We start from the raw sequence: 26567 nt of genomic DNA on the forward strand, positions 1-26567 counted from the left end.
GCCGGCAACTCCCGATGGGAAGCTGCCGGCTGCTGTGCTACGGGGCCCGCTGCCGAATGCCAGAGGCCGCCGGGGCAGGGCGCGGGGGCGCGCAGATGCCTTACTGCGCCGCGATCACGTTGGCGGCGGCCACGATCACCGCGGCAATGCGGCCGACGTCGCGCAGCTGCTGCGCGGTCATGCCCTGTTCGTTCTTCAGCAGCTGGTAGTGCGACTTCACGCAGAAGTGGCACTTGCCCACGATCGATGCGGCCAGCGCGTACATCTCGAAGCGGCGCTTGTCGACACCGCCGTGGGTGGCGTAGGCGTTCATGCGCAGGCCGGCGGGCTGGCTGGCCAGGTCCGGATCGTCCGCCATCTCGACATACGGGTACCAGGTGTTGTTCATGCCCATCAGCGCCGCCGCGGTCAGCGCGCCGTTGGTTTCCTCGGGCGACAGCACCTCGGCATTGCGGATGGCATCCACCAGCACCTTGCTCTGCGCCGCGAAGGCAGCCGCCAGCGCCACGCCCACCGCATCGTTGCCTTCCAGCGAAGAGCGCGCGATGGTGCCGTCGACGTTCAGGCGGATGTCCTTGGCGTAATCGGGGATGCAATTCTTAATCGTGCTGAGGAATTCCATTTATTTCTCCTATCGATCGGGGCTCAAAAAACCCGCGCGAGCGGGTTTTGATGCGGAGGGCAGGGCCCTCCGCGGATCGCCACGGCGTCTGGCGACTGACAGCAATTACAGCGTGGCGCCACCAACGGCACGGTTGCACGGGCACAGCTCGTCCGTCTGCAGGCCGTCCAGGATACGCAGGACTTCGTCCGGGTTGCGGCCCACGTTCAGGTTGTTCACCGAAACGTGCTGGATCACGTTGTCCGGGTCGACGATGAAGGTCGCGCGCAGGGCAACGCCGGCAGCGTGGTCACGCACGCCCAGCTGGTCGATCAGCGAACCGGTCACGTCGGCGAACTGCCACTGGTTCAGCTTGTTCAGGTCCTTGTGTTCGCGGCGCCATGCCAGCTTGACGAACTCGTTGTCGGTCGAGCCGCCCAGCACGATCGCGTCGCGGTCGGCGAAGTCGCCGTTCAGCTTGGCGAAGGCGACGATTTCGGTCGGGCACACGAAGGTGAAGTCCTTCGGGTAGAAGTAGATGATCTTCCACTTGCCTTCGAACGACTTCTCAGTGATGTCTTCGAAAGCCGATTGGCCGTTCTCTTCGTGGTTGTTGAAACCCGGCTTGACGCCGACGATGTGGAAGGCTTCGAGCTTGTCACCAACGGTCTTCATAGACTTCTCCTGATACGGTTGCAATGAGAGCGGTGCCGCTGCCGCAGGCCCGGCGTGGGGCCGGTGATACGGCTGCTGCGGCGGCGTACCGCGACAAAACGTGATTATGCGTCATCATCCGGGCCCGGGCTAATTGATATTCTCAAACAGCCCGATAGGCAAAGCATGTGGCGCATCGCGATGCGATCCGCGCGTACCGCGGGATCGGCGCGCCAGGCCGCCGATGCGATGGGCCAGTATGCCATGCGCGATGACAGCGCACATGGCAACTTGGTGACGATCGCCGTGAAATCAAGCCGCCTGCAGCGCCACCTGGCCGCGGCGCGCGCGGAAGATCACCAGCGTGGCGACCAGCCCGCACAGCGCGGCGAACATCAGCCACAGTCCCGGCGCCGCCTTGTTGCCGGTGGCGTGGATCAGGTAGGTCGAGATCGCCGGCGTGAAGCCGCCGAACAGCGCGGTCGCCAGGCTGTAGGCCAGCGAGAAGCCGGTGGTGCGCACCGCGGGCGGCATGATCTCGGTCAGTGCCACCACCATCGCGCCGTTATAGCTGCCGTACAGGAACGACAGCCACAGCTCCACCATCAGCAGCCGCGCGAACGACGGCTCGGCCACCAGCCACGAAACCGCCGGATACGCGGTCAGCAGCGTCGCCACCGTGAAGCCCACCAGCAGCGGCTTGCGCCCGATGCGGTCCGACAGCGCTCCCATCAGCGGCAGCCAGATGAAATTGGACAAGCCCACGCACATGGTGACGACGAGGTTGTCGGTGTCGTCCAGCCTGAGCACGGTCTTGCCGAAGGTCGGCGTGTACGCGGTGATCATGTAGAACGACACCGTGGTCATCACCACCATCATGCAGCCGGCCAGGATGATGCGCCAGTTCTCCAGCATGGAGCGGTAGATCTCGCCAATGGCGGGGCGGTGCGTGCGCGCCTTGAAGGCCTCGGTCTCTTCGAGCGAACGGCGGATCAGGAACAGGAACGGCACGATCAGGCAGCCCACCAGGAACGGAATGCGCCAGCCCCATTCGTCCATTTGCGCCGGCGCCAGCGTGGCGTGCAGGATCACGCCCAGCAGGCCGGCGAAGATCACCGCCACCTGCTGGCTGCCCGACTGCCACGCAACATAGAAGCCCTTGCGTCCGGGCTTGGCGATCTCGGACAGGTAGACCGAGACCCCGCCCAGTTCCACGCCCGCGGAAAAGCCCTGCAGCAGGCGGCCGGCCAGCACCAGCAGCGGCGCGGCCACGCCGATGGTGGCATAGCCCGGCACGCAGGCGATCAGCAGCGTGCCCATTGCCATCAGCACCAGCGTCATGATCAGGCCCTTGCGGCGGCCGTGGTGGTCGATATATGCGCCCAGCACGATCGCCCCCAGCGGCCGCATCAGGAAGCCTGCGCCAAAGGTGGCGAGCGAGAGCATCAGCGAGGCAAACTCGTTGCCGCTCGGGAAGAACGTCCTGGCGATGGCGGCGGCGTAGAAGCCGTACACCATGAAGTCGTACATTTCCAGGAAGTTGCCGCTGACGACGCGGAACACGGTGCGGAACCCGTGCTGCGAGCCGGCGGCCGCTGTGGAGGTCTCTGACATGGCTGTCTCTCAGGCACCGCCGGTGGACCCGGCGGCATGATTGTCGGGAGGTATCAGCCAGGTGCGCGGACCGCGCCACAGGGGAGGAGGGTTGCCGCGGGCCTGATGACGGGAGCCAGTGTGCGCCGCGCCCCTGTCATTGCCCTGTCAAAAGCCTTTCAGAAGGCTGTCAGCGGCTGTCGAAAACCTGTCAATGCGCCGCGCGGCGCAGTCTCTCGGCCGCTCAGGCGCGCCGGAAGCACGCGCTGACCACCAGCCCGGTGGCCGGCGCGGCGCGGTTGGCCAGCAGCAGCCGGCCGCCGTTGCGCTGCATGATGCGGTTGACGATGGACATGCCCAGCCCGGCGCCCTTGGCTTCGCTGCGCGCGGCGTCGAGCCGGTAGAAGGGCCGCGTCAGCAGCGACAGCTGGCCGTCGGGCACGCCGTTGCCGTGGTCGGCCACGGTCAGCACCGCTTCCTTGTCATCGACGCGCGTGGAGATCTCGACCACGGCCATGCCGGTCTGCTCGTCCTTGGCATAGCGGCGCGCGTTCTCGACCAGGTTGTCGAGGATGCGCTGCACCTCCATGCGGTTGGCCACTGCCATCACCGGCTCGTTGGCGCGCACATGCACGCGCACGTCGTCATGCGCGGCATAGACGCCGACCGCATCGTGCACCAGCGCCGACAGGTCCACCGGCTCGACCGTGTCGAGCGGCGGGCGGGCGTAGTTGAGGAACTGGCCGATGATCGCGTCCATCTGCTCGATGTCGGCGATCATGGCGTCGCGCGTGGTGCCGTCCATCGGCGACATCTCGGTTTCCAGCCGCAGCCGCGTCAGCGGCGTGCGCAGGTCATGCGAGATGCCCGCCAGCATCACCACGCGGTCGTCGTCGAGCTGGCGCAGGTCGCGCACCATCTGGTTGAAGCTGTGGTTGGCCAGCGCCACTTCGCTGGCGCCGTGCTCGGGCAGCGGCGGCGGATCGCCGCCCGCGCCGATCGCGCGCGCCGCGTTGGCCAGGCGCTTGAGCGGGTAGTTGACGCGCGCGGTGATAAACGCCGCGCCGATGATCGACAGCAGCAGCGCGGCAATGCTCCACCACAGCCACTGGATGCCTGGCACGCGCTCGAAGCGTTCCGGGCTGATCGCCACCCAGTAGTCGTCGCCCTCGATCTCGAAGCTGACCCACACGCCGGGGATGTCGTTGACGGTGGTGGCCAGCACGGTGTCCTCGCCCAGGCGGCTGCGGATCTCCTGCTGCACCAGCGAGGTCAGGAACGGGTTGGCGGTGGGCGCGGCGAAGTCGTCGTCCTTCTCGCGCGGATAGACCTTGATGCCTTCGTTCTGCACCAGGTCGAGCAGCAGGAAGCGGCGCCGCGCGGGGTCGGAATAAAGCAGCGCGGCGCGCGTGAGCTTGACCACGCTGACCACCTGCATGGCGATCTGCTGCGCGCGCGGGGCGCGTTCGAACAGCCGGTAGCTCTGGAACCAGATGCCCAGCGAAATCGCCAGCAGCAGGGCGATCAGCATGAAGGTCCGCCAGAACAGCGAACCAAAGAACCGCGTCGCGGTTCTGCCGATTACGGTCGCCACGATGGGAACAGCGGCCGTAATCGGTTATTTCACGCCATCGGGAATGAAGACGTAGCCCAGGCCCCACACCGTCTGGATGAAACGGGGGTTGCTCGGGTCCGGCTCGATCAGCTTGCGCAGGCGCGAGATCTGCACGTCCAGGCTGCGATCGAAGACTTCATATTCACGGCCGCGCGCCATTTCCATCAGCTTTTCGCGCGACAGCGGCTGGCGCGGGTGGCGCGCGAATACCTTGAGCACCGAGAACTCGCCGGTGGTCAGCGTGATCTCTTCGTCGTTCTTGGTCAGCGTGCGCGTGGCCAGGTTCAGCACGAAGTCGCCGAAGGCGAAGGTCTCGGGGGTTTCCGACGGGGCGCCGGGCACTTCGGCCGGGCCCTTGCGGCGCAGCACCGCGTGGATGCGCGCGATCAGCTCGCGCGGGTTGAACGGCTTGGGCAGGTAGTCGTCGGCGCCCATTTCCAGGCCGACGATGCGGTCCACGTCCTCGCCCTTGGCGGTGAGCATGATGATCGGGGTCTGGTCATTGGCCCCGCGCAGCCGGCGGCAGATCGACAGGCCGTCTTCGCCCGGCATCATCAGGTCCAGCACCAGCAGGTCGAAACGCTCGCGCAGCCAGAGCTTGTTCATCGCGGTGGCGTTTTCCGCCACCAGCACGGTGAAACCCTGTTCGCCCAGATAGCGGCGCAGCAAATCGCGCAGACGCGGGTCATCGTCGACGACAAGAATCTTGTGGCTGGTATTTTCCATGGCGGTATCTTAGCGACTATCGCTTTCGCTCAAAATGGCTTAACAAAACGTTACATACTTTACCCCGTGGTATGGCAGTGTGCACCAACCACGCGATTACACTGCGCAATCCGTCCTTTTCGGCGCCATGCGCGGCAGTTTTCCACGCATTTGCGCCGGACCATCCACGGCTTCCGCCAGCCTGTCCAGCCCTCGCTGGCGCAATGCTTGCAGAGGGCGCGGCGCGAGACGGGGTATCGGAATTCCAGGCTTCAGGGCAGTCCAACCACTGTCTTTTCACGAAGCCAAGACCGCCATTATCAATGAAAGTGAACCGAACCCGGCACGGGCATCCGCAGCATGGTATCGCCGGCGCATGCCTTGCGCTGGCGCTGGCCGTGCTGGCGCTCATCCTGCCGGCCGGGACGGCGCAGGCGCAATCGGCGGGCATGGGGCATCTGCTCAAGCGCTACCCGTCGGCCCAGGCGAGCGACCCGGGCAACAGCCAGCGCGAGGCGCGCGCCCGGGCCGAGCGCCACCGCGCCGAGCAGCGCGACGCCGAGCGCCGGCGCGGCGAGGAACGCGGCGGCTCGCGCCTGTCTCCCGACGAGCGCCGCCGGCTGCGCAAGAATCTCTACGACTTCGGCCGCGACATCTACCAGGGCGGCTAGCCGCGCGGCTGGAAGTGCCGCAGAAAATCCACGAAGACCTCGGCGGCCAGTTGCGCATCCTCGGCGGTGATGGTTTCCAGCGGGTTGTGGCTGATGCCGCCATTGCCGCAGCGCACGAACAGCATCGCCACGTCGGTGACCCGCTGCATCATCATGGCGTCATGGCCGGCCCCGGAGGGCAGCTCGAACGCCTGCAGCCCGCGCTTCTTCAGCACCGCCCCGAACTGATCCATCAGCCAGCGCGCGCACGGCGCGTTGTTCACCGGCGGCACGCGCTCCACCTGCGCGGTCAGCCCGCGGCGCCCGGCAATCTGCGCGATGCCGGCCACGATGTCGGCAATGGCGGCCTCGCGGATGCCGTCCTCGCCGGCGCGAATATCCATCGAGAACGTACAGGCCGCCGGGATGACGTTGCTCGACCCGTTCGGCACCTGCAGCTGGCCCACCGTGCCGACCAGCGTCGGCGCCGCCGCGCAGCGCTGCTCCACCAGCAGGATCATTTCGGCCGCGCCCGCCGCGGCGTCGCGGCGCATGCCCATCGGCGTGGTGCCGGCGTGGCTGGCGAGGCCTTCGACACGCACCGTGAAACGGCTGCTGCCGGCAATCTGCGTGACCACGCCCAGCGGCAGGCCGTGGTGCAGCAGCACCGGGCCCTGTTCGATATGCACTTCGACAAAGCCCAGCAGCGACGCCGGGTCCAGCGCGGCGTCGCGCAGCGCCTGCAGGTCGCCGGCGCCGGGCAGGCCCGATCCGGCCAGCGCCTCGCGCAGCGTGACGCCGTCCGTATCCTGGCGCTCGAGCAGGGCGGCGTCGAAGCGCCCGGCCAGCACGCTGCTGGCGAGGAAGCTGGTCTTGAAGCGCAGTCCTTCTTCCTCGGCGAATGCCACCACCTCGACGTGATAGGGCAGGCGGATGCCGGCCTGGCTGAGCGCGCCGATCACGGCGATCGGCAGCAGGATGCCGAGCCGGCCGTCATAGCGCCCGCCATTGCGCACGGTGTCGAAGTGCGAGCCGGTCATCAGCACGCGCGCGTCCTTTGCCGCAGGATCGGCGGCGTAGCGGCCGATCACGTTGCCGATGGCGTCGATGCGAACCTGCATGCCGGCGGCTTCCATCCACTGCGCCAGCAGGGCCTGCGCCGCGCGGTGGGCCGGGGTCAGGTAGGCGCAGGTGAGGCCGCCCTCCATGTCGGAGAAACGGGCGAGTTCGTCGGCATGGGCGAGGATGGTGTCGCCGAGGGAGGCGGAGGTCTGCGTCATGGCGGTACGGCTTGATTGGGGGCTTCTGAATCACGCACTGTGTGCTTCCTCTCCCGCGTGCGGGAGAGGGGAGCAAACAGCGAGGGGAGAACGTTGTCTGCGCCTGAAGGCGCCAGGCACTAACTATTGCGCACCCACGTCTTCCACGCAATCCACAGCTTGCGCAGCGGCGTCAGCGCGATGCGCTGGTTCAGCACCTGGAACTGGCTGGCTTCCAGTTCGTCGAGCAGCGCATGGTAGATCGCGCCCATCAGCAGGCCGGCGCGCTGGGCGCGGCGGTCCTGGCGGGGCAGCAGCGCCAGCGCCTCCTGGTACAGCGCGCGGGCCCGGCCGGCGTGGTACTGCATCAACGCGACAAAGCGCGCGGAATGCTCGCCCTTGAGGATCTCGGACGCCGGCACCTGGAACTGCTGCAGCGTATTGACCGGCAGGTAGATGCGCCCGCGCCGCGCGTCCTCGCCGACATCGCGCAGGATATTGACCAGCTGCAGCGACTGGCCCAGCTTTTCGGCGAATACCAGCGTCTGCGCATCGGTATAGCCGAACAGGCGCGCGCTCAGCGTGCCGACCACGCCGGCGACGCAGTGGCAGTAGCGGGCCAGGCCGGCCTCGTCCAGGTAGCGGGTCTGGGTCAGGTCCATTTCCATGCCCTCCAGCACCTCGGCCATCTCGGCCTGGCTCAGGCCGGCGCTGGCGATGTGCGGCTGCAGCGCCTGGGTGGTGGGGTGGGTGGGCGCACCGTCGAACAGGCGGCGCAGCTCGGCGCGCCACCAGTCGAGCTGCTGGTGCGCCAGGCCGGCGTCATGGCTGTCGTCGACCACGTCGTCGACTTCGCGGCACCATGCGTACAGCGCGGTAATGGCGCGCCGCCGTTCCGCCGGCAGGAACAGGAAGCTGTAATAGAAGCTCGAGCCGCTCTGGGCGACTTTCTCTTGGCAATACTGATCGGGCGTCACGCCGGTCTCGGGTCGAAGAATGGGGAAACTGCGGGAAAGCGGGGGTGCCTGCCGGCGGGTGTCGGCCGCGTCGCGGTACGCCGGCGGCGCGCCGGATTGTAGCATCGGGGTCGCGCTGGCCCGGGCGGGCCGGGCACTGTTCGCCGCTCCGGAGCGCCGCTGAAGCTTCCTTCCAGTCGTTTCGTCGCCTGCCGTTTGACGCACCCCGGGGCGGTCGTTATATTACTGACCGGCAAGTTATTTATTGCCCGTGCCGGCCCCCGCCAGCCTGTCATTGCGCTTGCCAGCCAGCCAGCCTGCCGGCCGGCATGCCCCGGGCGCGGCGCGCAAGCAGCGGTGTCCGGCCCGCCCAGCCCGTTGTCTCCATCCCGACTCGTTGCCTACCGATGCCAGTGCTTTGCCAAGTGCCGGAAGTTGCGGCTGCAGATATCCCCGTCGTTATCACGCCGCACCGGCAAGGCCGGCGCGCCGGCCGTGGCATGGCAATCGCAGCGCTGTCGCTGGCCGGTGTGCTGGTCCTGGCCGGCTGCGGCAAGGCGCCGGAGCCCGCGCCGGAGATCCGCCCGGTGCGCATGATGCAGCTCAGCCCGCACAGCGGCAAGACCGTGTTCGAGTTTTCCGGCGACGTGCGCCCGCGCGTGGAGTCGCGGCTCGGCTTCCGCGTCGGCGGCAAGATCGCCGCGCGGCTGGTCGATGTCGGGGCCGTGGTCAGCAAGGGCCAGCCGCTGGCGCGGCTGGATCCCAGCGACCTGTCGCTGGCCGAAGCCGGCTCGCGCGCGCAGTACGAGGCCGCCAGGACCGACCGCGACCTCGCCGCGGCCGACCTGAAGCGCTACAACGACCTGTTCGCCAAGGGCTTTATCAGCGCGGCCGAGCAGCACCGGCGCCAGGCCAGTTTCGACGCCGCCGAAGCGCGGCTGCGCCAGGCGCAGGCCGGGCTGCGCAGCCAGTCCAACCAGACCGCCTATGCCGTGCTGCATGCCGATGCCGACGGCGTGGTCACTGCCATCGACGCCGAGGTGGGCCAGGTGGTCACTCCCGGCCAGCCGGTGGTGCGGGTGGCGCAGACCGCGGAGAAGGAAGTCGCCATCGGCCTGCCCGAGGATCAGGTCGGCCTGCTGCGCGGGCTGACCGACGTCACCGTCCACACCTGGGCCGAGCCGCAGCGCGCGCTGCCCGGCCGCGTGCGCGAGATTGCCGCCGCCGCCGACCCGGTCACGCGCACCTATGCCACCCGCGTGAGCGTGCCGAACCCGCCCGCCGACCTGAAGCTGGGCATGACCGCGGTGGTGACCTTCGTGCGCACCGGCGCCGCCCCGGCGCTGCGCGTGCCGCTGACCGCGCTGCTGCAGGAGCAGGGGCGCAACCAGGTCTGGATCTACGACGCCGCGTCCGGCACGGTGAAGCCGGTGGCGGTGACGCTGGGCGACGCCTTCGGCAATGACATCGAGGTGCGCCAGGGCCTGGCGCCGGGCCAGACCATCGTCACCGCGGGCGTGCACCTGCTGCGCCCGGGGCAGAAGGTGCGTCCGCTGCAGACGGTTGCGCCGGCGTCGGCCGCCGCCGCCACCCCGAAGCAGGGGTGAGCGGATGGACCATTCCCGCTTCAACCTGTCGCGCTGGGCGCTCGAGCACCAGCCGCTGACCCGCTACCTGCTGGTGGTGCTGCTGCTCGGCGGCCTGCTGGCGTTCTTCCAGCTGGGCCAGGACGAGGACCCGCCGTTCACCTTCCGCGTGATGGTGGTGCAGGCGTTCTGGCCCGGCGCCACCGCCGAGCAGATCGCGGTCCAGGTTACCGACAAGATCGAGCGCCAGCTGCAGGAAGTGCCCTATGCGGACAAGATCCGCAGCTTCTCCAAGCCCGGCGAGACCACGGTGATCTTCCAGCTCAAGGACACTTCGCCCGCCAGGGAAACGGCGCAGGTCTGGTATACCGTGCGCAAGAAGATCGGCGATATCCAGCAGACCTTGCCGGCCGGCGTGCGCGGGCCGTTCTTCAACGACGAGTTCGGCGACGTCTACGGCACCATCTACGCGCTTTCCGCCGACGGCTTCAACTACAAGGAGCTGCGCGAATACGCCGACCTGGTGCGGCAGGAATTGCTGCGCGTGCCGTCGGTGGCCAAGGTGTCGCTGATCGGGCTGCAGGACGAAAAGGTCTACGTCGAATTCAACCAGGCGCGCTTTGCCCAGCTGGGGCTGGATATCAACGCCATCGCCGACCAGATCTCGCAGCAGAACAACCTGACCGGCAGCGGCGTGCTGGTGACCCCCACCGACAACCTGCAGGTGCGCCTGTCGGGCCAGTTCGCCAGCGTGGAAGACCTGGAGAACCTGGTGCTGCGCGGGCCCAACGGCATCGCCAATATCCGCCTGGGCGACATCGCCCACGTCTACCGCGGCTATGTCGACCCGACCCAGCAGCGCATGCGCTTCAACGGCAAGGACGTGATCGGGCTGGGCATTTCGATGCAGAAGGGCGGCGACATCATCGAGCTGGGCCAGAACCTGCGCGCCGCCTTCGAGCGGCTGCGCGGCCAGCTGCCGGTGGGCATCGAGATGGACCAGGTGCAGGACCAGCCCGAGGCGGTGCAGCGCTCGGTCGGCGAGTTCGTGCGGGTGCTGATCGAGGCGGTGGTGATCGTGCTGGCGGTGAGCTTCGTCTCGCTCGGGCTGCATACGCGGCCGCTGCGGCTCGATGTGCGCCCGGGGCTGGTGGTGGCGCTGACGATCCCGCTGGTGCTGGCGGTGACGTTCCTGTTCATGAACATCTTCGGCATCGGCCTGCACAAGATCTCGCTGGGCGCGCTGATCGTCGCGCTGGGGCTGCTGGTCGACGACGCCATCATCGCGGTCGAGATGATGGTGCGCAAGCTGGAAGAGGGCTTCTCCAAGATGGAGGCCGCCACCTTCGCCTATACCTCGACGGCGATGCCGATGCTGACCGGCACGCTGATCACCGCTGCCGGTTTCCTGCCGGTGGGACTGGCGCGCTCGACCGTGGGCGAGTACACCTTCGCCATCTTCGCGGTGACGGCGCTGGCGCTGGTGCTGTCGTGGCTGGCCGCGGTCTATTTCACGCCCTACCTGGGCTACCTGCTGCTCAAGACCCGCGCCCCCGGTGCGGGCGAGGCCCACGAGGTCTTCGACACCCCGTTCTACGCGCGCTTTCGCCGGCTGGTGGACTGGTGCGTCACCTGGCGCAAGCTGGTGATCGCGATCACGCTGGTGGCGTTCGGGCTGGGCATCTACGCCTTCAAGTTCGTCGAGAAACAGTTCTTCCCGGATTCGAGCCGCCCGGAGCTGATGGTGGAGCTGTGGATGCCGGAGGGCACCAGCTTTGCGCAGATGGAGGCCGAGGCCAAGCGCTTCGAGCAACGGGTCGGCACGGACCGCGACGTCGCCAGCCTGACCACCTTCGTCGGCACCGGCGCGCCGCGCTTCTACCTGCCGCTGGACCAGATTTTCCCGCAGAGCAACGTGGCGCAGGTGATCGTGATGCCGGCCAGCACCGAAGTGCGCGACGCACTGCGCCGCCGCGTGATCCAACTGCTCGATACCGAGTTCCCGTACCTGCGCGGCCGCGTCAAGCTGCTGCCCAACGGGCCGCCGGTGGCCTATCCGGTGCAGTTCCGCGTGATCGGGCCGGACGCCGCGGGCGTGCGCCGGCTGGCCGACCAGGTCAAGGCCGAGATGCGCGCCAACCCCAACACCGTCGGCGTCAACGACAACTGGAACGAGAACGTCAAGATGCTGCGCCTGGAGATCGACCAGGACAAGGCGCGCGCGCTCGGCGTGACCACGCAGGCCATCGCCCGCGTCACGCAGACGGTGCTGAGCGGCGTGCCGGTGGGGCAGTACCGCGACGGCGACAAGCTGATCGAGATCCTGATGCGCACCCCGCGCAACGAGCGCGACGCGATCTCGGACCTGAACAACATGCTGGTGCCGACCAATACCGGGCGCGTGGTGCCGCTGACGCAGGTGGCGCGCGTGGCGCTGCGCTCCGAGCCCGGCGTGGTCTGGCGCGAGAACCGCGACTTCGGCGTGACCGTGCAGGCCGACGTGGTCGACGGCATCCAGGGCCCGACCGTCACCGCGCAGATCAACCCGAAGCTGGACCCGCTGCGCGCGCAGTTGCCGCCGGGCTACCGCATCACCGTGGCGGGCGCCGAAGAAGAAAGCGGCAAGGCCGGCGCCTCGATCGCGGCGCAGCTGCCGCTGTGCATCTTCATCATCTTCACGCTGCTGATGCTGCAGCTGCACAGCTTCTCGCGCGCGGCCATGGTGTTCCTGACCGGCCCGCTCGGGCTGATCGGGGCCGCGGCCACGCTGTTGCTGCTGCGTGCGCCGATGGGCTTCGTGGCGCAGCTGGGCATCACCGCGCTGCTGGGCATGATCATCCGCAACTCGGTGATCCTGGTCGACCAGATCGAGCAGGACATCCGCGCGGGCGTGCCGCAATGGACCGCCATCGTCGAAGCCGCGGTGCGCCGCTTCCGCCCGATCATCCTGACCGCGGCGGCGGCGGTGCTGGCGATGATCCCGCTGTCGCGCTCGATGTTCTGGGGGCCGATGGCGGTGGCCATCATGGGCGGGCTGATCATCGCCACGGTGCTGACGCTGCTGTTCCTGCCGGCGCTGTACGCGGCGTGGTTCCGCGTCAAACGGCCCGAAGACGGCCCGGGCGCCGTGGCCGTGTGACGGCCGGCGCCAGGGTCCTGCGCCAAGGCACCAGGCTGCGCCTAGTTGCAGATCGTGCCGGGAACCGGCTTGCCGGAGGCGGTCAGCCCCTGGCAGGCATCGCCGCTGGCCAGGCTGGTGTCCGACGCCGACGCCGGCGACAGCCTGAGCTTGCCGGCCACCGTGCAGCAACCGCGCGGCGGTGGCGGGGCGGGGCTGCGCTTGACCGTGGTGCCGGTCAGCGTGGCAGGCGTGCCCGGGGCGACCGAAGTGTTCGGAACCGGCGTGACCTCCGCCGCGGCCGGGGTGGCTGCCGCCGCCGCGGCAGCGCCAGCCTTCGGCGGACCGCCGGCCTCGGCCGACTCTTCCACTTCGGGATAGACGCATTGCCCCTGGTGGCAGATCCGCTCACCTTTGCACTGCATGTCGTAATGGCATCCGGCGGCCTGTGCGAACGATGTCCAGCCAGCGGCCATCGACGCTGCCAACAGCAAGGCAGGGAATTTCATATGCCCTCCGATCAGGGCTGAGGTGATGATGCCGGACACCGCGTGCAACGTACGCACGGCGGCCCCGACATCTTCAGCATAGATCGCCGCAAGGGTCCGCGAAAGGCGGTGCCGATCAGGTCTTCTACCACCTGCGGCAAGCGCCGCGAATGCATACGGAATGCATACGGCATCGCGTCAGCGCGCAGGCGATTGCCGGATGCGCCGATCGGAGTCTGGAAGGGGGGGAGGTTGTCAGCCCGCCACTTGCAAGGCGGGTGGTGCGAGGGAGGGGACTCGAACCCCTACACCATTGCTGGCGTCAGGACCTAAACCTGGTGCGTCTACCAATTTCGCCACCCTCGCGGTCCTTTGCGGCGTTGCCCGGGCGGGCGGCCGCGCTGCTCGTTGCAGGACATGAAAGCAAAAAAGGCGGCTGGAATGGCCCGCCTTGGGTTCGCTTTGTTGCCGGCGGCACTGGCTGCCGCGACATGGTGTCGGCCAGGCTTGCGCCCGCAGTGCAACGAGGCTGCGGATTGTAGCGCAAGGCGCGGGGGGAATCCAGCCCCGGCACGCCTGCCCGCGCGCGGCCGGTCGGTGCGGCTATATTGTCGGCTTTGCAGACCTTCATCACGCCCATGATTGCCGTTCCGACCCCGAGCCCCACCCCGCTGCGCTGGCGCCTGCTGTTCTGGGCGTGCGCCGCCGCCGTGCTGGTGCTGTCGCTGATGCCGCCGACCCAGCCGCTGCCGACCACGGGCTGGGACAAGGCCAACCACGCGCTCGGGTTTGCGGTGCTGGGCCTGCTGGGCGCGCGCGCCTACGCCGCGCGCGGCTGGCCGCTATGGCTGGGCCTGGTCGCGTATGGCGGACTGATCGAGCTGCTGCAAGGGCAGACCGGCTATCGCGAGGCCGACTGGCTCGACCTGCTCGCCGACACCATCGGCGTGGCCGCGGCCATGGCGCTGGACTGGCTGGTGCGCCGGCTCAGCGCTCCTCGGCTTCGAGCGTGAAGCCGGCGCCGTCGTCCTGCCCGAGCAGCTCGGCCAGCACCGGCATGGCCTGGCGCAGCGACTCCTGCAGCCGCCACGGCGGGTTGACGATGAACATGCCGCTGCCATGCAGGCCCAGCCCGCCCTCGACCGGGTGCTTGACCGTCAGGGTCACGTGCAGCCAGCTCTTGAGCGGCAAGCCCTTCAGCTGCACCGGCAACTGCACCGCTTCGCGCCGCTGCACCTGCGGGTACCAGACCGCGTAGACGCCGGTGGCAAAACGCTCCAGCCCGTCGCGCACGGTCTGCACGGTGCGCGCGTAGTCCTGCTTGTCTTCATACGAGGGATCGACCAGCACCAGCGCGCGCCGCGGCGGCGGGGGCAGGATGGCCTTGATGCCGCCGAAGCCGTCGCCGTCGTACAGCATCACGCGGCGCCCGGCGCCGCGGAAGTTGTCGCGCAGCACCTGGATCTCGGTGCTGTGCAGCTCGAACAGCCGCAGGCGGTCGTGCTCGCGCAGCATCTGCCAGGCCAGCCAGGGCGAGCCGGGGTAGTGGCGCAGGTTGCCGTCCGGGTTGAGCGCGCGCACCTGGTCCAGGTATTCGTCCAGCATCGCCGGCAGCGGGGTGCCGCTTGCGGCGGCGCGCCACAGCGGCGCGATGCCGGTCTCGAACTCGGCCTTTTTCTGCGCGTAGGCATGGTCCAGCGCATAGAGGCCGGCGCCGGCATGGGTGTCGATGTACCAGAACGCCTTGTCCTTCTGCGTCAGGTGCTCGAGCAGTTGCACCACGACGGCGTGCTTGAGGACATCGGCGTGGTTGCCGGCATGGAAGGCGTGACGATAGCTGAGCATGTGGGGCAGCGCGCGCTGGCGGCGCGAAATCGGGGGCGGACGGTTGCCGTGCCGGCGAGGTCCGCGAGAAGGCCGCTATGCTACCATCCGCCGCGAGTCGCCCCTCCACGCCCCGGTGCTCCGTGCGGGGCACCTGCTTCCGAGTTTCCTGTCCCATGCCGCGCGCACTCGAGCCCGCCGAGCCCATCCTGTCTGCCCAGGGCATCCCGTATTCGCCCCGCTACGACGACGTCTACCACAGCACCGAAGGCGGCCTGGCGCAGGCCGCCCATGTCTTCCTGGGCGGCAATGGCCTGCCGGGCGCGTGGGCCGGGCAGCGGCAGTTCGTCATTGTCGAGACCGGCTTCGGCCAGGGGCTGAATTTCCTGGCGACCTGGCAGGCGTGGCGCGACGATCCGCAGCGCTGCGGCACGCTGCATTTCGTCTCGATCGAAAAACATCCTTTTACGCGTGAAGGGCTGGCGCAACTGCATGCCGGCCTGGACGGGCTGCAGCCGCTGGCGCAGGCGTTGCAGGCGCAATGGCCGCTGGCGCTGCCGGGGCTGCACCGGCTTGCGTTCGAGCAGGGGCGCGTGGTGCTGACACTGGCGTTGGGCGATGCCGAAGCCATGCTGCCGCGGCTGGCTGCCGGCGCCGATGCCTTCTACCTGGACGGCTTCGCGCCGGCGCGCAATGCCGGCATGTGGTCGGCGCCGGTGTTCCGCGGCCTGGCTCGGCTGGCGCGCCCCGGTGCCACGCTGGCGACGTATACCGCCGCGGGCTTCGTGCGGCGCGGACTGAAGGAAGTCGGCTTCGAGGTCAGCAAGGTGCCCGGCTTTGGCGGCAAGCGCGACATGACGGTCGCGCAGTTTCGCCCGCAATGGAAATCGCGCCGCCACGCGCCGCCGCTGCCGGCGCAATGGCCCGAGCGCCATGCCATCGTGGTCGGTGCCGGACTGGCGGGCTGCGCCGTGGCCGAGCGGCTGGCCGCGCGCGGCTGGCGCATCACCCTGTTCGACGGTCACGAGGGGCCGGCGCGTCAGACCTCGGCGCATCGCGCCGCCGCCATGCATGCGCACGTGTCGGCCGACGACAGCCTGCTGTCGCGGCTGTCGCGTGCCGGCAACCAGTACGCGCTGCGCGCCTGGGCGGCGCTGGCCGAGGCCGGGCATGCGGTCGGCTGGCATGGCTGCGGCGTGCTGCAGATCGGCGAGGACGAGGCCGAAGGCGAGGCGCAGCGCGCCGCGCTGGCGGCGATGGGCCTGCCGCAGGATTTCGTGCGCTGGATGAGCTCCGCCGAGGCGGCCGCGGCACACCACGCCGGCGTGCCGCGCGGCGGCCTGTGGTTCCCGCAGGGCGGCTGGGTCGCGCCGCCGGACATCTGTGCGGCGCAGCTGGCGCGTGCCGGCGCTGCGGTGACGGCGCGCTTCGGCTGCCGGGTTGAGGCGATCGCGCGCGTCGACGACCAATGGCGGGCGCTCGCGCACGACGGCGCCGTACTGGCTTCGGCACCCGTGCTGGTGCTGGCCAATGCGCACGAGGCCCAGCAACTGCTGCCGCAGCAGCACTGGATCCTGCGGCGCGTGCGCGGCCAGCTGACCACGCTGGCATCGGCGCAGGTCGACGCACTCGGCGGCTGGCCCGATTGCGTCGTGACCGGTGCCGGCTACCTGCTGCCGCGTGCCGCAGACGGCAGCGGCCGCGTCGGCTCCAGCTATGACGAAGACAGCGGCCCGCTGGTGGCGCAGCCGGCGGTCCACGCCGCCAACCTGGCCCGGCTGGCCGGACTGCTGCCGGGACAGGCCGGCGCCGTCGCCGCGATCGATCCGGCGGACGTGTCGGGCTATGTCGGCGTGCGCACCGTCACGCACAACCGGCTGCCGCTGATCGGGCCAGTGCCCGACGAGGCCGCCGCGGCGGCGCAGGCGGCGTCGCTTCGCGGCGCGCACTTGCGCGACCTGCCGCGCCTGCCCGGACTCTATGCGGCGCTGGCTTACGCTTCGCGCGGCCTCACCTGGGCAGCGCTGGGCGCGGAACTGGTGGCCAGCCAGATCGAGGGCGAGCCGCTGCCGCTGGAGTCTGACCTGGCCGATGCGGTGGATCCGGCACGCCTGCTGCTGCGCGCGCTGCGCCATGGGCAGGCTGCGTAGCGCGGCGCAGCCAGGGGCAGGGTTGCGGCGCGTTCCGGGCAAAATCTGCCGGAAGCGAATCAAAACCGTGCGATAATCCTCGTTTTCCGTTTGCGCGGAGCTTTCCGTTCGCCGGTGCGCTGCCCTGGCCGTCCCGTGAGGACGGCACCGTGGCGGTAAAGCGGGCGGTACGCGCACCAGACGGCAGCACCTACGAACACAACTACATTTCTGGATTGGATCTACGACCATGTCGAACGTGATTGAGAACCTCGGCAAGCTGGACCGCAAGGTGACCCTGGCCATCCCCAAGGCCGAAGTGGAGAAGGAAAAGCAGGAGCGCCTGGTTCGCCTGTCGAAGACCGTGAAGATGTCGGGCTTCCGTCCGGGCAAGGTGCCGATGAAGATGGTCGAGAAGCAGTACGGCCAGCAGGTCGAGTTCGAAGTGCGCTTCGACAAGGCCGCGCGCAAGTTCTTCGACATCACCAAGGAGCAGGACGTCAAGGTTGCCGGCCAGCCCAAGTTCGAGATCAAGAACGAAGGCGTGGGCGAGGATGAAGTGGCGTTCGACGCCACCTTCGAGGTGTACCCGGAAGTGACCATCGGCGACCTGTCGGCCGCTGAAGTCACCCGCACCACCACCGAGATCACCGACGCCGAAGTCGACAAGACCATCGACATCCTGCGCAAGCAGCGCGTGCACTACCACGCCCGCGGCGAAGCCGGCGAGCATGGCGACGGCGGTGCCGACGTCACCGCCCAGAACGGCGACCGCGTCACGCTGGACTTCGTCGGCAAGATCGACGGTGAAGAATTCGCCGGCGGCAAGGCCGAGGACTTCCCGTTCGTGCTGGGCGAAGGCCGCATGCTGCCCGAGTTCGAGCAGGCCGCGCTGGGCCTGAAGGTCGGCGAAAGCAAGACCTTCCCGCTGGCCTTCCCGGCGGACTACCACGGCAAGGAAGTCGCCGGCAAGACCGCCGAGTTCACCGTGACCCTGAAGAAGATCGAGTGGGCGCACCTGCCGGAAGTGAATGAAGCCTTCGCCAAGTCGCTGGGCATCGCCGACGGCAGCGTCGAGAAGATGCGCGCCGACATCCGCGAGAACCTCGAGCGCGAAGTGAAGCGCCGCACCCATTCCATGCTGAAGGACCAGGTCATGGAAGCGCTGCTGAAGGCGAGCGAGCTGGACGTGCCCAAGGCCCTGATCGAGCAGGACCAGGAGCGCCTGGTCGAAATGGCCCGCCGCGACCTGGAACAGCGTGGCATGCCCAACGCCAAGGACATGCCGATCCCGGCCGAGATGTTCGCGCAGCAGGCCGAGCGCCGCGTCAAGCTGGGCCTGATCCTGGCCGAGATCGTCAAGGCCAACGGCCTGGAAGCCAAGGCCGACCAGATCAAGGCCGAGATCGAGGACTTCGCCAAGAGCTACGAAGACCCGAAGGAAGTCATGCGCTGGTACTACGGCGACCAGCAGCGCCTGGCCGAAATGGAAGCCTACGTGCTCGAAAACAACGTGGTAAATTTCGTGTGCGACAAGGCCAAGGTCACCGACAAGAAGGTGTCCTTCGAGGAACTCACCGCCGAAGGCAACCCGCAGCAAGCCTGAGGCCGGAAGTAACCGGCCGCCCTGCGCCACGGTGCGGGGCCCGGACTTCCCGAGTTACCCGGATTGCCTTGCGATCCGACGAATCCATGGAGAACATGCATGACCCGCAATGATTTGCTTGACCGTCTCGCCACCACGCAGGCTTCGGCACTGGACACCCAGGGCCTGGGGCTGGTGCCGATGGTCGTCGAGCAGTCCGGCCGGGGCGAGCGCGCCTATGACATCTACTCGCGCCTGCTGAAGGAGCGCGTGGTGTTCATGGTGGGCGAGGTCAACGACCAGACCGCCAACCTGGTGGTGGCACAGCTGCTGTTCCTGGAAAGCGAGAACCCCGACAAGGACGTGTCCCTGTACATCAATTCGCCGGGCGGTTCGGTGTCGGCGGGGCTGGCCATCTACGACACCATGCAGTTCATCAAGCCGGACGTGTCGACGCTGTGCATGGGCATGGCGGCCAGCATGGGCGCCTTCCTGCTGGCGGCGGGCGCCAAGGGCAAGCGTTCGGCGCTGCCCAACTCGCGCATCATGATCCACCAGCCGCTGGGCGGCGCGCGCGGCCAGGCCTCGGACATCGAGATCCAGGCGCGCGAGATCCTGTACCTGCGCGAGCGGCTTAACACCATCCTGTCGGAAGTGACGGGCCAGCCGGTCGAGAAGATTGCCCGCGACACCGATCGCGACAACTTCATGAGCGGCGACCAGGCGGTCGACTACGGCCTGATCGACAAAGTACTCGCCCGCCGCGGCTGATGCGGCACGCCGCCGTGGCCTATGCTGCAACGGCGGCCGGCCATGCTGGCCGGGCTCAACTGGCGAAGGCTACACCGGAACGAGGCCCCGTGCCTCGTTTTTCGCATCGGAACCTGTGAAACGGGGCCTTCGCCCCACAGCCGGGGGGAACCACCGGTGATGCCAATTGTTTTGGCGTATGATGCGTTTGAAGCGTATCGCCGAGGAGCCTGTCGCCCCGCGGTGTGCGCACTGCAAAAGTGACTGATTCCTATGGCGGACAAAAAAGGTTCATCCAGCGAAAAGCTTCTGTACTGCTCCTTCTGCGGCAAGAGCCAGCATGAGGTCAAGAAGCTGATTGCCGGCCCGTCGGTGTTCATTTGCGACGAATGCATCGACCTGTGCAACGAGATCATCCGCGATGAGGCCACGGCATCCGAGAAAGACGCCGCCGCGGCCGCGCGCTCCGACCTGCCCACGCCCCACGAGATCCGCGAAAGCCTGGACCAGTACGTGATTGGCCAGGAACAGGCCAAGAAGATCCTGGCCGTCGCGGTCTACAACCACTACAAGCGCCTCAAGCACCTCGGCAAGAAGGACGATGTCGAGCTGTCCAAGAGCAACATCCTGCTGATCGGGCCGACCGGCTCGGGCAAGACGCTGCTCGCGCAGACGCTGGCGCGCCTGCTCAACGTTCCGTTCGTGATCGCCGACGCGACCACGCTGACCGAAGCCGGCTACGTGGGCGAGGATGTCGAGAACATCATCCAGAAGCTGCTGCAGAACTGCAACTACGAAGTCGAGAAGGCGCAGCGCGGCATTGTCTACATCGACGAGATCGACAAGATCTCGCGCAAGTCGGACAACCCGTCGATCACCCGCGATGTCTCCGGTGAAGGCGTGCAGCAGGCCCTGCTCAAGCTGATCGAAGGCACCATGGCCTCGGTGCCGCCGCAGGGCGGCCGCAAGCATCCGAACCAGGACTTCCTGCAGGTGGACACGACCAACATCCTGTTCATCTGCGGCGGCGCCTTCGATGGCCTGGAAAAGGTCATCATGCAGCGTTCCGACAAGACCGGCATCGGCTTTGCCGCGCAGGTCAAGAGCAAGGAAGAGCGCGACGTCAGCGAGGTGCTGCCGCAGACCGAACCGGAAGACCTGATCAAGTTCGGCCTGATCCCCGAGCTGATCGGCCGCCTGCCGGTGGTGGCGACGCTGGCCAAGCTGGACGAGGCCGCGCTGATGCAGATCCTGGTCGAGCCCAAGAACGCGCTGGTCAAGCAATACCAGAAGCTGCTGGCGATGGAAGGCGTCGAGCTGGAAATCCGCCCCGGTGCGCTGAGCGCCATCGCCCGCAAGGCGATCCGCCGCAAGACCGGCGCGCGCGGGCTGCGTTCGATCCTGGAGCAGTCGCTGATGGACGTCATGTATGACTTGCCGAATTACAAGGGCGTGCAAAAGGTGGTGATCGATGAAAACACGATCAACGGCGATGCACCGCCGCTGCTGATGTATGAGGAGCAGCAGCCCAAGGTGGCAGGGTCAAACTGACGCGAGGGCTGCCAACGTGGTCAGAATCGGCACCACAGCGGCAGCAGGGCGGAAAGGCCGTTCGCGGAGAAGCGAGCGGCTTTTTTTGTTTATTTCTACCGACGACAGGGAGGAAACGCGGGTATGCTGTTTCAGAGGGGCCACCAAGTGCAGGGAGCGGCATCTGCCTGCCTTGATGAATCGATTGGCACGTATCTTGTAATCGATTCGGGCGGCCCAATTTACGCCTTAAATGACTGACTTGGGGAAAATGATGTCCGGAACACAACTCCTCCCGGCCGAGCCGATTCGCCTGCCACTGTTGCCGCTGCGCGACGTGGTGGTGTTTCCGCACATGGTGATCCCGCTGTTCGTGGGACGCCCAAAGTCCATCAAGGCGCTTGAGACTGCGATGGAGGCGGGCAAGAGCATCATGCTCGTGGCCCAGAAGACGGCGGCCAAGGACGAGCCGACCGCCGACGACCTGTACGAGGTCGGCTGCATCGCCAATATCCTGCAAATGCTGAAGCTGCCCGACGGTACCGTGAAGGTGCTGGTCGAGGGCACCCAGCGCGCAAACATCCGCGAGGTGAGCGAGGACGATTCGCACTTCATGTGCGAAGCCGTGCCCGTGCCGCCCGCACCTGGCGAAAGCGCCGAGACCGAGGCCCTGCGCCGCGCGATCGTGTCGCAGTTCGACCAGTACGTGAAGCTCAACAAGAAGATCCCGCCCGAGATCCTGACCTCGCTGTCGGGCATCGACGAGGCAGGGCGCCTGGCGGACACCATCGCCGCGCACCTGCCGATCAAGCTCGAGCAGAAGCAGAAGATCCTGGAGATGGTCAATGTGACCGAGCGCCTGGAAAGCCTGCTGTCGCAGCTCGAGGGCGAGATCGACATCCTTCAGGTTGAAAAGCGCATCCGTGGCCGCGTCAAGCGCCAGATGGAGAAGAGCCAGCGCGAGTACTACCTGAACGAGCAGGTCAAGGCCATCCAGAAGGAACTGGGCGAGGGCGAAGAAGGCGCCGACCTGGAAGAACTCGACAAGCGCATCAAGGCGGCGCGCATGCCGAAGGAAGCCAAAAAGAAGGCCGACGCCGAATTCAAGAAGCTCAAGCTGATGTCGCCGATGTCGGCCGAGGCCACCGTCGTGCGCAACTACATCGACACGCTGGTGAACCTGCCATGGCGCAAGAAGAGCAAGGTCAACAATGACCTCGCCAACGCCGAGCGCGTGCTGGATGAAGACCACTACGGCCTGGAGAAGGTCAAGGAACGCATTCTCGAGTACCTCGCGGTGCAACAGCGCGTGGACAAGGTGAAGGCGCCCATCCTGTGCCTGGTCGGTCCTCCCGGCGTCGGCAAGACCTCGCTCGGCCAGTCGGTGGCGCGCGCGACGAACCGCAAGTTCGTGCGCATGGCACTGGGCGGCGTGCGCGACGAGGCCGAGATCCGCGGCCACCGCCGGACCTACATCGGGTCGATGCCGGGCAAGATCCTGCAGAGCCTGTCCAAGGTCGGCGTGCGCAATCCGCTCTTCCTGCTCGACGAGATCGACAAGATGGGCATGGACTTCCGCGGCGATCCGTCGTCGGCGCTGCTCGAGGTGCTGGACCCGGAACAGAACCACACGTTCCAGGACCACTACATCGAAGTGGACTTCGACCTGTCCGACGTGATGTTCGTGGCGACGTCGAACTCGCTGAACATCCCGCCGCCGCTGCTCGACCGCATGGAAGTGATCCGCCTGTCGGGTTACACGGAGGAAGAAAAGCTCAACATCGCCACGCGTTACCTGCTGCCGAAGCAGATCAAGAACAATGGTCTGAAGGTTGGCGAGATCGAGGTGACCGATGCTGCGATCCGCGACATCATCCGCTACTACACGCGCGAAGCCGGTGTCCGTTCGCTCGAGCGCGAGGTGTCCAAGATCGCCCGCAAGGCGGTCAAGCTCCTGCTGCTGAAGAAGGAGTCCGGCACGATCAAGGTCGATTCGGAGAACCTCGACAAATTCCTGGGCGTGCGCAAGTACGACTTCGGCCTCGCCGGCAAGGAAAACCAGGTTGGCCAGGTGACCGGGCTGGCGTGGACCGAGGTGGGCGGCGACCTGCTGACCATCGAAGCCGCGATCATGCCGGGCAAGGGCAACATCACCCGCACCGGTTCGCTGGGCGACGTGATGAAGGAGTCGGTCGAGGCCGCACGCTCGGTGGTGCGTTCGCGGGCACGCCGCCTGGGCATCACGGATGAGATGTTCGAGAAGCGCGACATCCACATCCACGTGCCCGAAGGCGCCACGCCCAAGGACGGCCCGTCGGCAGGCGGTGCCATGACCACCGCGCTGGTGTCGGTGCTGACCGGCATCCCGGTGCGCGCGGATGTCGCCATGACCGGCGAGATCACGCTGCGCGGCGAGGTGCTGCCTATCGGCGGCCTGAAGGAAAAGCTGCTGGCGGCTCACCGGGGCGGCATCAAGCTGGTGCTGATCCCTGAGGAAAACGTCAAGGACCTGGCCGAGATCCCGGACAACGTCAAGAACGCCATCGAGATCGTGCCGGTGCGCTGGATCGACAAGGTGCTGGAACTGGCGCTCGAGCGCAAGCCCGAGGCACTGCCGGAAGACGACGCCAAGCCCGCCGACGTGGCGGACAAGGCCACCGCCAAGGTCGAGCGCCTGCATCACTGAGCCCGGCTCAGCCGCATGCACGGAACGCCGCAGGGCAGCGATGCCCGGCGGCGTTTTTTTGTCCGCGCGGGCCTTGGCAAACCGAAATCACCTGTATTAAACTTGCGCCCTCGCAACGCAAACCACGGCATCTGCCGCGAGGTGCGGAGCGTTCAGCAAGTTGCATGGCAGACCGCCTGCAACGGTCGAGCGGGTGCTTAGCTCAGTTGGTAGAGCGGCGCCCTTACAAGGCGTAGGTCGGGGGTTCGAACCCCTCAGCACCCACCACACGCTCTACCGGCGAGAATCAAGGACCTTGGAGTGATCTGGGTCCTTTTTTTATGCCTGTTTCACTGCTGCGTATCGGGGCCGGCCAAAGGGGAAGGATCTATTGCCCGAAAGGAGCCGGCCACCACCCGCTGTCACTCCAGTTTGATCCCCGCACTTTTCACCAGTTGCTCCCACTTGGCCTGATCCCCGCGAATCTGCCTGCCCATCTCGCGCGAGGCCTGCGGTTTGACCAGCGTCGTGTTCCGTCCGGCCATCAGTTGGCGGAACGCCGCGTCGGCCAATACGTCGTCAACTGCCTTCTGCAAGGTCGCGATCACGGATGGCGGTGTTCCGGCCGGCGCCAGCAGGCCTGACCAGCCGAACACGTCGAAGCCTTTCAAGGCTGCGCCGCCTTGTGCGGCGAGCGGAATCTGGTTAGGCGCCAGGGGATCGGGTTGCGCCGAGCTGGTGCCGTAGGACCGCAGCCTGCCGGCTTTTATCATGCTGGTGGCCGTTCCCACTGCATCAAACATCAGCGTCACCTGCCCGCCAATGACATCCGCTTCCGCCTGCGCGGGTCCCTTGTAAGGAATGTGCACAAGATCGACGCCTGCCATCCGCGCGAACAGTTCCATCGCCATGTGCGAGTAGCTGCCATTGCCGTTGGACGCATAGCTGTACTTGCCGGGCTCTTTCTTCAGCAGCGCAATCAGCTCCTGCACATTGCGGGCGGGCAGGTTCGGGCTGGACACCAGCAGCAAGGGCCCCGTGGACAGCATCGCCACCGGGGCCAGGTCCTTTTCGACGTTGTACTGCACCGAGCGGTCGATCAGCGGACTGATTACCAATGGGGAGGACGTGGTCAGCAGCAGCGTGTAGCCGTCCGGCGGCGCCTTGGCGACCGCCGCTACGCCGAGCGTTCCGCCGGCCCCCACGCGGTTGTCGATCACGAGCGGTTGCTTCAGTTTTTCGGACAGCTTCTCGCTCAGGGCGCGTGCCAGATTGTCTGCGCTGCTCGCGGCGCTGAACGGCACTACCACGCGGATCGGCCGCGTGGGGTAGGCATCGGTCTTGCCGTGCGACAGCGTGGAAAGGGCCATCAGGGCGAAGGATGCGAGCAGGGGTAGCGTTCTGTTCATGTCGATGTGTCTCGGGTCAGAGAAATTCATGCGGGGGCGCGCAACGACGCAATGGCTGCCGCGGCCGAACTTTCGCGATCGATGCGCTGGAGTCGGTCGGCAATTTCGGCGGCGCGCGCCGAGCCATAGACGGGTGTCGCCAATGACAGAAACTTGCGCCGCACACCAGCCGGCGACAAAGGCGTAGAAGGGTCGCCCGAAGGCACCAGCACTTCGATATCGTGCCGGCCGCCGCCGTCCGCTTCGGCGCGCAGGCGGCAGCCGCCCGGTGCCAGGTCGGGATCCACCGTTACCGAGATGCGTTGCGTCATCGCCGACATTTCGGCCGTGCCGATCCGCCGCTCATAGCTCTGCCATTCGACCCCGCCATCCAGCCATGCGCATGCGACCTGGAAGTACAGGCTGAATTGCGCGTCGACGATGTTTCGTGGCGCGAGCTTGGCCTCCAACGCCTCGCCAACGATTTTGTGCGCCGTCGGCGAGATGGTCACCTGCAAGCGCGCGTCGGGCAGGGCACCTTGGACAAAGCGCTCGCGTAGCGACAGCGCCGCATCGATCGCCGCGTGGGTCAGCCGGCACGACGGGTAGGGCTTCAGCGCGGTTTGCCCCGCAAGCCATTGGGTTCCAAGACCGTTGATCAGCTGCTCGGGCCGCGGTGCGTTGGTGTACCCAGCCAGCAGCCCGAAGCGGCCGGCGATCGGCTCTGTCGCGGCAACCACGCCGGCCTGTGCATAGCTGAGTGCCAGCATGGCATTGTGAGCGGCGAAGCCGGGATGCAGCCGCTTGTTCCACGCGCCGTTCTCGAGGTATTGCATCGACCCCGAGGCGAGGCTGCCGGCGATGCCGAAGGCTGCCTCGATCGTCGCGGCATTCATGTCGCGCAGCCTGCCCGCGGCCGCCGCGGCGCCGAAGATGCCAGCCACCGAGGTGTTATGGAAGCCCCGTTCGTAGGCGCTTGTGTTGAGTGCCGCGCCGATCCGACAAGCGACTTCATAGCCAATCACAATGGCATCGAGCAAAGCCTTGCCGTCAACGTCTCGTTGCTCGGCTTCGGCCAACGCGGCTGGAATCACCGGAGCGCCGGGGTGAAGCACACCTGCGCCGTTGGTGTCGTCGAAGTCCATGGTGTGCGCGAATGCGCCGTTGAGCAGCGTGGCCTGCTGGCGCGTGAAGGTCTCGCTTAACCCGACCACGGTGAAGCCACCGCCTTGCGTGTCGAGGTCGCGCGTACCGGCGATAAAGGCGGGACTGCTTTCAGCGAATTGTGCGGAGAATGCAGTGTGGCCGACGAAATCGACCAGACAGTCACGCACGCACGCGCGCACGGGTTCGGGAATCGCGCTGCCTGCTGTCGTCGCGGCAAGCGCTGCAAGCGCGGCGGTCGCGCCATCGTGCGCGCGGGCCGCGCCGATTTCGCTGTGGGTAAGCGTCATGCTGTCTCCGGATGGAA

Annotated in this window: 20 protein-coding genes and 2 tRNA genes; 10 read left to right on the forward strand and 12 right to left on the reverse strand. The window is 67.2% G+C overall.

Annotation, left to right across the window (positions count from 1 at the left end):
• Positions 1-100 precede the first annotated feature (100 nt).
• The 5 genes from CBM2594_RS07885 to ompR form a co-directional block, all read right to left on the reverse strand.
• Entirely contained in the window at positions 101-622 is a 522-nt protein-coding gene (locus tag CBM2594_RS07885; RefSeq protein ID WP_116356341.1) for a carboxymuconolactone decarboxylase family protein, read from the reverse strand.
• Between the two features lie 105 nt (positions 623-727).
• Complete coding sequence (locus CBM2594_RS07890) at positions 728-1276, reverse strand: peroxiredoxin (protein WP_116356342.1); 549 nt, start codon at positions 1274-1276, stop codon at positions 728-730.
• A 291-nt stretch (positions 1277-1567) separates the two neighbouring features.
• On the reverse strand, positions 1568-2869 hold the full coding sequence (locus CBM2594_RS07895; RefSeq protein WP_116356343.1) for an MFS transporter: 1302 nt from the start codon (positions 2867-2869) through the stop codon (positions 1568-1570).
• 223 nt (positions 2870-3092) lie between these two features.
• Positions 3093-4442, reverse strand: coding sequence for an ATP-binding protein (locus CBM2594_RS07900; RefSeq protein ID WP_116356344.1), 1350 nt, complete (start codon positions 4440-4442; stop codon positions 3093-3095).
• 24 nt (positions 4443-4466) lie between these two features.
• Positions 4467-5189, reverse strand: a complete 723-nt coding sequence (ompR, locus tag CBM2594_RS07905; protein WP_010810107.1) for an osmolarity response regulator transcription factor OmpR — start codon at positions 5187-5189, stop codon at positions 4467-4469.
• A gap of 302 nt (positions 5190-5491) precedes the next feature.
• Between ompR and CBM2594_RS07910 the strand changes: the two genes are divergently transcribed.
• The gene (locus CBM2594_RS07910; RefSeq protein WP_116356345.1) at positions 5492-5839 is read left to right on the forward strand and encodes a hypothetical protein; all 348 of its coding nucleotides are present in this window, start codon (positions 5492-5494) and stop codon (positions 5837-5839) included.
• On the opposite strand, the gene CBM2594_RS07915 is transcribed toward CBM2594_RS07910, so the two are convergent.
• A complete protein-coding gene (locus tag CBM2594_RS07915) occupies positions 5836-7098 on the reverse strand; it encodes a Zn-dependent hydrolase (protein ID WP_116356346.1) in 1263 nt (420 codons plus the stop codon). The genes CBM2594_RS07910 and CBM2594_RS07915 overlap by 4 nt on opposite strands.
• Before the next feature lie 119 nt (positions 7099-7217).
• Complete coding sequence (hpnD, locus tag CBM2594_RS07920) at positions 7218-8054, reverse strand: presqualene diphosphate synthase HpnD (protein ID WP_116356347.1); 837 nt, start codon at positions 8052-8054, stop codon at positions 7218-7220.
• 386 nt (positions 8055-8440) lie between these two features.
• Here hpnD and CBM2594_RS07925 point away from each other — a divergent pair, with 386 nt between their 5' ends.
• Together CBM2594_RS07925 and CBM2594_RS07930 are read left to right on the forward strand one after the other, a co-directional pair.
• Positions 8441-9640, forward strand: a complete 1200-nt coding sequence (locus CBM2594_RS07925) for an efflux RND transporter periplasmic adaptor subunit (RefSeq protein ID WP_116356348.1) — start codon at positions 8441-8443, stop codon at positions 9638-9640.
• A 4-nt stretch (positions 9641-9644) separates the two neighbouring features.
• Positions 9645-12758, forward strand: a complete 3114-nt coding sequence (locus CBM2594_RS07930) for an efflux RND transporter permease subunit (protein WP_116356349.1) — start codon at positions 9645-9647, stop codon at positions 12756-12758.
• A gap of 41 nt (positions 12759-12799) precedes the next feature.
• Here the strand turns inward: CBM2594_RS07930 and CBM2594_RS07935 are convergent, their stop codons facing one another.
• Positions 12800-13246 carry a hypothetical protein gene (locus tag CBM2594_RS07935; protein ID WP_116356350.1) on the reverse strand — a complete coding sequence of 149 codons (447 nt, stop codon included), beginning with the start codon at positions 13244-13246 and terminating at the stop codon, positions 12800-12802.
• Positions 13247-13504: 258 nt separating this feature from the next.
• A tRNA-Leu gene (locus CBM2594_RS07940) sits at positions 13505-13591 on the reverse strand.
• A 272-nt stretch (positions 13592-13863) separates the two neighbouring features.
• Here CBM2594_RS07940 and CBM2594_RS07945 point away from each other — a divergent pair.
• On the forward strand, positions 13864-14238 hold the full coding sequence (locus CBM2594_RS07945) for a VanZ family protein (protein WP_116357732.1): 375 nt from the start codon (positions 13864-13866) through the stop codon (positions 14236-14238).
• On the opposite strand, the gene CBM2594_RS07950 is transcribed toward CBM2594_RS07945, so the two are convergent.
• The gene (locus CBM2594_RS07950; protein ID WP_116356351.1) at positions 14213-15070 is read right to left on the reverse strand and encodes a 23S rRNA (adenine(2030)-N(6))-methyltransferase RlmJ; all 858 of its coding nucleotides are present in this window, start codon (positions 15068-15070) and stop codon (positions 14213-14215) included. The genes CBM2594_RS07945 and CBM2594_RS07950 overlap by 26 nt on opposite strands.
• Before the next feature lie 155 nt (positions 15071-15225).
• Between CBM2594_RS07950 and mnmC the strand changes: the two genes are divergently transcribed.
• The 6 genes from mnmC to CBM2594_RS07980 all read left to right on the forward strand — a co-directional run bounded on the left by mnmC (position 15226) and on the right by CBM2594_RS07980 (position 23996).
• Entirely contained in the window at positions 15226-17199 is a 1974-nt protein-coding gene (mnmC, locus tag CBM2594_RS07955; protein WP_116356352.1) for a bifunctional tRNA (5-methylaminomethyl-2-thiouridine)(34)-methyltransferase MnmD/FAD-dependent 5-carboxymethylaminomethyl-2-thiouridine(34) oxidoreductase MnmC, read from the forward strand.
• Between the two features lie 229 nt (positions 17200-17428).
• Positions 17429-18784 carry a trigger factor gene (tig, locus tag CBM2594_RS07960; protein WP_116356353.1) on the forward strand — a complete coding sequence of 452 codons (1356 nt, stop codon included), beginning with the start codon at positions 17429-17431 and terminating at the stop codon, positions 18782-18784.
• A 99-nt stretch (positions 18785-18883) separates the two neighbouring features.
• On the forward strand, positions 18884-19534 hold the full coding sequence (clpP, locus tag CBM2594_RS07965) for an ATP-dependent Clp endopeptidase proteolytic subunit ClpP (protein ID WP_116356354.1): 651 nt from the start codon (positions 18884-18886) through the stop codon (positions 19532-19534).
• Between the two features lie 252 nt (positions 19535-19786).
• Positions 19787-21064, forward strand: coding sequence for an ATP-dependent Clp protease ATP-binding subunit ClpX (gene clpX, locus CBM2594_RS07970; protein ID WP_012352668.1), 1278 nt, complete (start codon positions 19787-19789; stop codon positions 21062-21064).
• A gap of 253 nt (positions 21065-21317) precedes the next feature.
• Positions 21318-23729 carry an endopeptidase La gene (lon, locus tag CBM2594_RS07975; protein WP_116356355.1) on the forward strand — a complete coding sequence of 804 codons (2412 nt, stop codon included), beginning with the start codon at positions 21318-21320 and terminating at the stop codon, positions 23727-23729.
• A 191-nt stretch (positions 23730-23920) separates the two neighbouring features.
• A tRNA-Val gene (locus CBM2594_RS07980) sits at positions 23921-23996 on the forward strand.
• 134 nt (positions 23997-24130) lie between these two features.
• On the opposite strand, the gene CBM2594_RS07985 is transcribed toward CBM2594_RS07980, so the two are convergent.
• The gene (locus CBM2594_RS07985; RefSeq protein WP_198048112.1) at positions 24131-25117 is read right to left on the reverse strand and encodes a tripartite tricarboxylate transporter substrate-binding protein; all 987 of its coding nucleotides are present in this window, start codon (positions 25115-25117) and stop codon (positions 24131-24133) included.
• A gap of 26 nt (positions 25118-25143) precedes the next feature.
• Positions 25144-26550 (reverse strand): MmgE/PrpD family protein, encoded by a 1407-nt coding sequence (locus CBM2594_RS07990; RefSeq protein ID WP_116356357.1) that lies wholly within the window; start codon positions 26548-26550, stop codon positions 25144-25146.
• Positions 26551-26567: the final 17 nt, after the last annotated feature.

Origin of the sequence: Cupriavidus taiwanensis, assembly GCF_900249755.1 — a bacterium.
GTDB lineage: Bacteria > Pseudomonadota > Gammaproteobacteria > Burkholderiales > Burkholderiaceae > Cupriavidus > Cupriavidus taiwanensis_D.